Below are 8,610 nucleotides of genomic sequence, written 5' to 3' on the forward strand. Positions count from 1 at the left end.
GGCTAATAAGGATTTGTTATGAAGGTTAAGCGCATTTTTGCGCCGGATATGCGTCAGGCAATGCGGCGGGTCAGAGATGAGATTGGAGCAGATGCTGTCATTATCTCCAATCATCGCGTCGCCGGTGGTGTTGAGGTTGTTGCGGCCCGTGAGGAAGATTACGAACTGGCGCAGGCTGAGCTTCGACGTAACCAGCAGACTATTCAGCATAAAAATCGTCCGGCTGCATCTGTTCCCGCCAGAGGGGTAACTGATGATGGTCTGGCATCGGAGCTTCGACGCGCTCAATCGCGTATATCCGAAGCGCGTCGTCGGGCTGAGCAGCCTGAGCCACAGGTTAGTCAGACGGTTAATCGACAGATAGATGCTGAAGAAGATGAGGATCTGCGGTTCATTTTACAGTCGTTGAAAACACGACAGGAGGAGCAGGCGCGTAAAGAGGTTTCCAGTGAGCACGCCTATGAACCAGATAATCTTTGGGGTTCAGCCAGTGAACCGGATGAGCAGACGCATGCTGATGCAGAGTCCACCAGCTTGGTTAAAAGTATGCAGCAGGAAATTCATCAGCTCAGAACACTGATGGAGCAGCAGTTAGCTCAGGGCCATCGCCAGCCGGCTCCATCGCCAGCTGTATCAGAATCTGCGCCTGAAGCACCTCTGCATGCGCGATTGCGCTCATTAGGGCTTGGTGAGGGTCTGATTAGGCAGTTGACCGCGAGTATTGAGCCGAATCTTAGCGCTGAAGATGCCTGGAAAAATACCTTGGCGCGCTTGGCAGATTCCGTGCCGGTAGTTGGAGAGGAATACATTGCCCGTGGTGGCATGATCGCTTTTGTGGGAGCGACGGGCGTAGGTAAGACCACGACGATCGGCAAGCTTGCGGCGCGTTATGTACTCCAGCATGGCAGTTCAGGCTTGGCATTGGTGACAACCGATTGTTATAGGATTGCGGCTCATGAACAGTTGAAAACCTTTGGGCGTATTCTGGATGTTCCGGTTCGTGTGGTGGATGAAAACCATAACCTTGATGAGGTATTGCTTTCTCTGCGAGGTAAACGCCTGGTACTGATTGATACAGCTGGAATGAACGCGGGTGATCCGGAGGGGGTGCAGCAGAAACAGATGTTGGCATCTGTCTCGGTGCGTCTGAAAAAACTGCTGGTACTGTCCTGCTCAAGTCAGCGTCAGTTAATAGAGAAAGCCTGGGCTAATTATCAGGAGCTTGACCTCAGCGCTTGTGTTCTCACTAAGCTGGATGAGTCAGGTAGCATTGGTGATGCTCTGACATTGACGGTAGAGCGACGCTTGCCGGTAGCTTATGTAACAGATGGGCAAAAAATACCGGATGACCTTATTGTGGCGCAGCGTCAGGACTTAGTCAGTCGAGCGGTGATTGCCGCACAGGATGCAGGTTCCGAACCGGTGTTGAGTCCGGCAGTCAAATGTTCAGGGCGGGTTAAGAATTGATGAAACAAGCGCATCCAGTAAAAGTGATTGCCGTAACCGGTGGTAAAGGTGGCGTAGGTAAAACCAACGTATCTGTCAACCTGTCAGCCGCACTGAGTGAGATGGGGCAGCGTGTGGTGTTAATGGATGCCGATCTGGGGTTAGCCAATGTGGATGTGCTGTTGGGGCTGCGGGTAAAAAAGAATATTTCTGATGTGCTGGATGGGCGTTGTTCGTTGGCTGAGGTGCTGGTGAAAGTCGATAAGAATATGTCTATTGTTCCGGCATCTTCAGGAACGCAGGCCATGACGGCTTTATCAGAACATCAGCATGCTGAATTGATCCATGCATTTAATGATATTGCCGATATGATGGATATCCTGATCATAGACACGGCTGCGGGCATATCTGAGTCTGTGGTTAGTTTTGTCAAGGCTGCTCAAGAGGTACTGGTTGTTGTTTGCGATGAACCTACGTCAATTACCGATGCGTATGCTTTAATTAAGATGTTGAATCGTGATCATAAGATGACACATTTTCGGATACTGGCGAATATGGTCCATTCAGAAACCGAGGGGCGTAACATGTTTAATAAAATACTCACAGTTACTGACAGGTTTTTAGATGTAACGCTTCAATACGTTGGATCAATCCCTTATGATGAAGCTGTTCGAAAGGCTGTACAGAAACAAACACCTGTTTTAAAAGCGTTTTCAGGGTGTAAGGCTTCGGCTGCTTACCGGCAGTTGGCGAGCAAGGTGGATAACTGGCCGGTGTTAAAAACACCGCGTGGTCATCTGGAGTTCTTTGTTGAGCAGCTGGTCAGGCGGCACTAACCGAATACTGGAAGTAAGGGCTGTATGTATAACCAGCTTCAATTTAAAACCAGTAATGAGTTGTTGGAACAGTACGGTTCTCTAGTGAAGCGTATTGCACAGCACCTGCTGGCTAGATTGCCATCCAGTGTTGTGCTGGATGATTTAGTGCAGGCTGGCATGATCGGTTTGCTCGAAGCGGCAAGAAAGTTTGATCCTGGTAAGGGTGCCAGTTTTGAAACTTATGCCGGTATCCGCATTCGAGGGTCTATTATTGATGAGGTTCGTCGTGGGGACTGGACGCCACGATCAGTTCACCGCAACGGCCGTCGTGTCAGTGAAGCGATTCGAGCTGTAGAGCTACGTACCGGACGAGACGCCTCAGATGCTGATGTGGCTGCTGAACTGCAGATAACTGTTTCGGCTTATCATGCTTTATTGCAGGACTCGTTGGACAGTCGGCTTTTCAGTATAGATGAGCTGAGCCATGATGAAGACGATTCAGTGGGGATGCAGTTCGAAGGTGATGATCCAGGGCCGGACGAGTCGTTTCAGAGTGAGTCGTTTCGCCAGGCGCTTGCGGATGCAATAGGTGGCTTGCCTGAGCGTGAAAAGCTGGTGATGGCACTATATTATGATGAAGAGCTTAATTTGAAAGAGATTGGCAGTATTCTGGGTGTCAGTGAGTCGCGAGTGAGTCAGATTCACACTCAGGCTGCATTGCGGTTAAAGGGGCGGTTGCGTGATTGGCAGTGATTTTTGTTTGTTATCCGTGTCGGGCCTGTCTAGTATAGGTTTAGCACGCTTATCTTTTACTGTAGAAAGCCGGGGGGGCAGTGTCTTGTGAAAAAAGACATCAGGATTCTTGTTGTGGATGATTTTTCCACTATGAGACGAATTATCAAAAATTTGCTGCGGGATCTGGGCTTTACCAATGTGGAAGAGGCTGATGATGGTAAAACAGCCTTGCCGATTCTTAAGCAGGGCCGCATTGAGTTTCTGATAACAGATTGGAATATGCCGGGTATGACCGGTATCGATCTGCTGAAAGAGGTTCGTGCTGATCCAGAACTCTCAAGTATACCTGTGCTCATGGTTACGGCTGAAGCCAAACGTGAGCAGATCATTGCTGCCGCTCAAGCGGGTGTGAATGGTTATGTGATCAAGCCCTTTACGGCTGTCGTTCTCAAAGAAAAAATCGAAAAAATATTTGAGCGTATCACCTGAAGTAGCTGGCAAGAGATGGAACAATGAAAAAAAAGATAGCCACACTGGAATATGATGGCCTCGAAGATTTGCTTGGGCAGATGGCCAGGGAATTAGTAGAGACGATTGAACAGGGTAATCTTAACCATGCGATGGAGTTGATTAATGATCTCCAGGAAGCACGGCATCAGGTTTTTTATAATGAAGTGGGTCATTTGACGCGTGGACTTCATGAGGCTATCAAGGCTTTTTCTTCTGATATAGATGATAAAATTCCATCAGTCGAGGCGGGTAACCTGCCAGCTATGGCAGATGCTTCTGATCGGTTGGCTTATGTTATTGAGTTAACTGATAAAAATTCGCACGAAACCATGGATAGGGTTGATCGTTCATTGAGCCTGGTGGATCGGTTGGATGGACAGTCTGAGCGGTTTCGGGATTTGCTGCTGCTGGTTGGGCAGCTGGAAGGCGAGTTTAAAGCACTGGATGGAGTTTATGACCGTACCTGTGATGTTAAGAATGATTCAGAAAAAACAATTGCAGAGTTGCGTGCGACCTTGACTGATATTTTGGTATCTCAAAGTGTTCAGGATATTACCGGTCAGCTGATTCGACGTGTCATTACACTGATGACCCAGGTTGAGTCACAGCTGGTGAAACTGATGGATATGGCTGCGAAAGTTGAACGTCTCACGGGTATTGAAATGCATGACAGCAGCGATTCTGATGAAAATCAGGATGCTATCCGTGCTCAGGGACCGCAGCTCAAAAAGAAAGAAGCTGGTGCAGTCAGTAATCAGGATGATGTGGATGAACTGCTCTCGAGCCTTGGGTTTTGATTAGGAGATCTCTATGAGTTTGGATGTTGATCAGGAAATTCTTGAAGATTTCCTAGTAGAAGCAGGAGAGATACTTGAGCTTCTGTCAGAGCAGTTGGTCGAACTTGAGCAGCGTCCTGACGACCGGGATTTGCTCAATGCAATCTTTCGTGGCTTCCATACTGTCAAAGGTGGTGCAGGCTTCTTGCAGCTTGACACCATGGTTGACTGTTGTCATAAGGCTGAAAATCTTTTTGACCTGCTGCGTAATGGTGAATTAAGTATTTCGCCCTCCTTAATGGATGTGGTGCTTCAGGCATTGGACTCAGTGAATCTGATGTTCGAGCAGGTCCGTGGTGGTAAAGAGCCTGAGCCAGCCCCCCCGGTATTACTTGATGCCCTGGATGCGTTCACTAAAGGTCAGGTACCTGAGGCGCCAGTAGTCGCAGCTAAGCCGGCACCCGCAGCAGCTAAACCCAAACCCAAACCTCCTGCAGCACCAGCTAATCCAAACACCCCAAATGATGAATTTGATCAGTTGTTGGGGGATCTGGTGGCTGATGATAAGGCTGGAGCAGCAGACTCTGATGATGGCTTAATCACTGAAGACGAGTTCGATGCATTACTGGATGAATTGCATGGTGCGGGTAAAGGGCCAGGTAAGCATGATGAGCCTGCCTCTGTAGCTTCCAGCGCTGATGAAATAACCGAGGATGAGTTTGAAGCCTTGCTGGATGAGCTGCAATCAAAAGGTCAGGGCGCATTTGTTGCAGCTCAGGCCGCTGCAGCTGAGGTGCCAAAAGCTGCACCAGTAGCTGCCACTAAGGTGGCACCTGTTGCTGTGCCAGAGGAGTCAGTGGCTAAGTCAGCTGAGTCAGCCGCTGCCCGTGCTATGCCAGCGCAACAGAAACCGGTCCAGGAAAGTAACGTCAGGGTAGATACGGCGTTGTTAGACAAGATCATGAATATGGTCGGTGAGCTGGTGTTGGTCAGAAATCGTTTGGTAAGGCTCGGCGGAGCCCGTGAAGACGAAGAAATGGCCAAAGCACTAGGGACGCTGGATATGGTAACAGCCGATCTGCAAACCTCGGTGATGAAGACCCGTATGCAGCCGGTGAAAAAAGTGTTTGGCCGTTTCCCAAGGCTGATTCGCGACCTGTCCCGCAGCTTGAAAAAAGAGATACGTCTAGAGTTGCGCGGTGAAGAAACTGATCTGGATAAAAACCTGGTTGAGGCGCTTGCAGATCCCTTGATTCACTTGGTTAGAAACTCTGTTGATCACGGTATTGAAGATCCGGATGTCAGGGAAAAGCTGGGTAAACCACGAGAAGGCAGTGTTCTGCTGTCTGCGGAGCAGGAAGGCGATCATATTCTGCTCATTATTCGTGATGATGGCGCCGGGATGGATCCGGAAAAACTACGCCGCCTCGCTATCGATCGCGGTATGTTGGATACCGAATCGGCTGCGCGCCTTACTGATCAGGAATGCTTTAATCTGATATTCCATGCTGGCTTCTCCACCAAAACTGAAATTTCAGATGTGTCGGGTCGCGGTGTGGGTATGGATGTGGTTAAAACCAAAATTACCCAACTGAACGGTACGTTGGGGATTGACTCCATTCTGGGGCAGGGCACACAGATAGCTATTCAGGTGCCTTTGACGCTGGCAATTATGCCAACCCTGATGGTAACTCTGGAGGCTCAGGCATTTGCCTTGCCGCTGGTGAATGTTAACGAAATTTACAACCTGGATCTGACTAAGACTAATATTGTTGACGGACAGCAGGTTGTTATTGTTCGGGATCAGGCGCTGCCGTTATTCCACCTCAAACGCTGGATGGTGAAGGGCTGTGAAAATGAGCCTTTACCTGATCAGGGGCATGTGGTTATTGTTTCAGTTGGGACAACCCGCGTTGGTTTTGTTGTTGATCAGTTGGTGGGTCAGGAAGAGGTGGTTATTAAGCCTCTAGGCTCAATTCTGCATGGAACACAGGGTTTGTCAGGTGCGACCATCACCGGAGACGGGCGTATTGCGTTAATTATTGATATACCCAATCTACTGAAGCGTTATGCGGCGTCATGAGACTGGCTTATAAAAGGAACAGCATCTAATGGCTGTGACGGTTTTGGTTGTTGATGATTCCAGTTTTTTTCGTAACAGGATTCAAGAAGCGCTGAGCAGTGATCCGCGTATTAAAATTATTGGTACCGCGGTAGATGGGCGTGAAGCTGTGGCAAAGGCCAAGGAGTTAAAGCCTGATTTAATTACTATGGATGTTGAAATGCCGCAGCTAAATGGCATAGAGGCGGTAAGGCAGATTATGCGTCAGTCACCCACCAATGTGCTGATGTTGTCGTCATTAACTCATGAAGGCGCGCGCGTAACTCTTGAGGCGCTGGAAGCGGGTGCCGCGGATTATTTGTCTAAAGATATACGTGCCTGGATGGATCGCTCAAGTGTGTTACGTCAGGAGCTGATTGAGCGTGTGGTTGCGTTAGGTAAGTCACGCCGTTTACGCAGCACTCCCACTTTTGGCCGCAATCCGCCTCCGGCTAAAACTGACAATAGTCGAGTGTTTCGTTCTGATGTGACTTCCTCACGAAGCCAGTCAGTACCAGACTCACAAAACCGATTATCAAGAGCCCGCCCGACGCCGGAAAGCTCACCTGCACGAGCGATAGATAATGCACGTGGAGTTGCTGATGCAAGCAGCGGAGCAGCGACCTATCCTCTCACACGTATTCGGGTTCCGGATGCGCGTATAGTCGTGATTGGTGCTTCCACCGGAGGGCCAGCGGCTTTGCAGAAGGTACTGGTGTCTTTGCCTGCTGAATTTCCGTGTCCTATTCTGCTTGTTCAACATATGCCAGCGACCTTTACCAAGGTATTTGCGGAGCGTCTGAATCAGCAGTGTAAAATTCGTGTCAGAGAGGCTGTTGATGGTGATCGACTTGAACCTGGGCTTGCCTTGCTCTGCCAAGGAGGAATGCAGATGATGCTGGATCCACGTCAGCATGACCGCGTCAAGATTTTGCCAGGCGATGACAGGATGACCTATAAACCCAGTTTAGATGTGACCTATGCTTCTGTAGCTAAAGCATTTGGCCCCAAAGTGATGGCCGTAACGTTGACAGGCATGGGAGCTGATGGTTGTGATGGTGCGCGGCTGTTGAAGCAAGCGGGCGGTACCTTGTGGGCACAAAGTAAAGATACCTGCACAATTTATGGCATGCCTCAGGCTGTCGTTAATGCAGGCCTTGCTGATGCCGTTTTGGATCTTGATGACATAGGCTCTATGCTTGCTAAATGCAGGTATGCCTAATCTTTGAATAGCCACAGGTAATAAATATGCAGGTATGGTCGGTAGCTAATCAGAAAGGTGGTGTTGGTAAAACCACTACTGTTGTATCTATGGCTGGATTGCTGGCTGAGGTAGGGTATCGTGTACTGATAATCGACCTGGATCCTCATGGCTCACTGACCAGTTATTTCCGCTTTGACCCGGATGAAATAGAACAGAGTGTTTATGATCTGTTTGAGAACCCCGAGGTTACCGCTGCACGTGTTCGCGCTTTAATTCTGCAAACCAGTCATGAAAGTATCGATTTGATCCCGGCATCTACCGCTCTGGCAACGCTGGAGCGCAAGGCGGTAGGAAAAGAAGGGTTGGGGCTGCAGGTAGCTAAATCATTACGTTATGTTCGCGAAGATTATGACTATGTGTTGATTGACAGTCCTCCGGTACTTGGAGTGCTGATGGTGAATGCGCTGGCGGCCTGTGATCATCTTCTGATTCCGGTTCAGACTGAGTTTCTGGCCTTGAAAGGTCTCGAACGCATGATCCGGACCATAGAAATGATTAACCGGGCGCGTAAAAATAAATTAACCTATACCATTATTCCAACATTTTATGATCGGCGGACACAAGCCTCCGTGATCAGTTTGCGTGAGCTTCATCAGCGCTATGCTGACCAGGTTTCTAATGCGGTAATCCCGGTAGATACTAAGTTTCGTAATGCCAGTATCAAAGGACTGGTTCCATCATCACTTGATGCAGGTAGTCGGGGGGTGCATGCGTATGCTCGCCTGCTGAGAGGGTTGCTTGAGCGTCGTAAACAGGGGCAGGCTGATGGCTGATCAAAAAAAAGTTGTATTTGAATACCTGGAAGCCTTGTTGTCAGACCCTGAGCTGGAACAGGATGCGGCAATCCCCGATTCTGACAATAGCACTGAATCAGAGGTTGTACTGAAATCGTCAGTGCAGAACAATGCCTTTGTTGAGCCAGAGCCAGAGCCAGAGCCAGAGCCAGAGCCAGAGCCAGAG

Annotated in this window: 8 protein-coding genes and 1 pseudogene; all 9 read left to right on the forward strand. The window is 49.2% G+C overall.

Annotation, left to right across the window (positions count from 1 at the left end; translation table 11 throughout):
• Positions 1-18 precede the first annotated feature (18 nt).
• A complete protein-coding gene (flhF, locus tag LH51_RS12570; RefSeq protein WP_052063751.1) occupies positions 19-1,467 on the forward strand; it encodes a flagellar biosynthesis protein FlhF in 1,449 nt (482 codons plus the stop codon).
• Positions 1,467-2,282: a MinD/ParA family protein gene (locus LH51_RS12575; protein WP_036522590.1), complete on the forward strand. Its 816-nt coding sequence runs from the start codon at positions 1,467-1,469 to the stop codon at positions 2,280-2,282. The genes flhF and LH51_RS12575 overlap by 1 nt, the downstream gene beginning before the upstream one ends.
• A 24-nt stretch (positions 2,283-2,306) precedes the next feature.
• Complete coding sequence (locus tag LH51_RS12580) at positions 2,307-3,017, forward strand: RNA polymerase sigma factor FliA (protein ID WP_036522592.1); 711 nt, start codon at positions 2,307-2,309, stop codon at positions 3,015-3,017.
• A 99-nt stretch (positions 3,018-3,116) separates the two neighbouring features.
• Positions 3,117-3,488: a chemotaxis response regulator CheY gene (gene cheY, locus LH51_RS12585; protein WP_442934838.1), complete on the forward strand. Its 372-nt coding sequence runs from the start codon at positions 3,117-3,119 to the stop codon at positions 3,486-3,488.
• 23 nt (positions 3,489-3,511) lie between these two features.
• Positions 3,512-4,306 carry a protein phosphatase CheZ gene (locus tag LH51_RS12590; protein ID WP_052063752.1) on the forward strand — a complete coding sequence of 265 codons (795 nt, stop codon included), beginning with the start codon at positions 3,512-3,514 and terminating at the stop codon, positions 4,304-4,306.
• A gap of 13 nt (positions 4,307-4,319) precedes the next feature.
• Positions 4,320-6,368, forward strand: coding sequence for a chemotaxis protein CheA (locus LH51_RS12595; protein WP_036522596.1), 2,049 nt, complete (start codon positions 4,320-4,322; stop codon positions 6,366-6,368).
• A 28-nt stretch (positions 6,369-6,396) separates the two neighbouring features.
• Complete coding sequence (locus LH51_RS12600) at positions 6,397-7,608, forward strand: protein-glutamate methylesterase/protein-glutamine glutaminase (protein ID WP_036522597.1); 1,212 nt, start codon at positions 6,397-6,399, stop codon at positions 7,606-7,608.
• 26 nt (positions 7,609-7,634) lie between these two features.
• Positions 7,635-8,423 carry a ParA family protein gene (locus LH51_RS12605; protein WP_036522599.1) on the forward strand — a complete coding sequence of 263 codons (789 nt, stop codon included), beginning with the start codon at positions 7,635-7,637 and terminating at the stop codon, positions 8,421-8,423.
• A pseudogene (locus tag LH51_RS12610) lies at positions 8,416-8,610 on the forward strand (hypothetical protein); the annotation flags it as partial. The gene LH51_RS12605 and the pseudogene LH51_RS12610, both read left to right, overlap by 8 nt.

The organism is Nitrincola sp. A-D6, assembly GCF_000764495.1.
Taxonomy (GTDB): Bacteria; Pseudomonadota; Gammaproteobacteria; order Pseudomonadales; family Balneatricaceae; genus Nitrincola.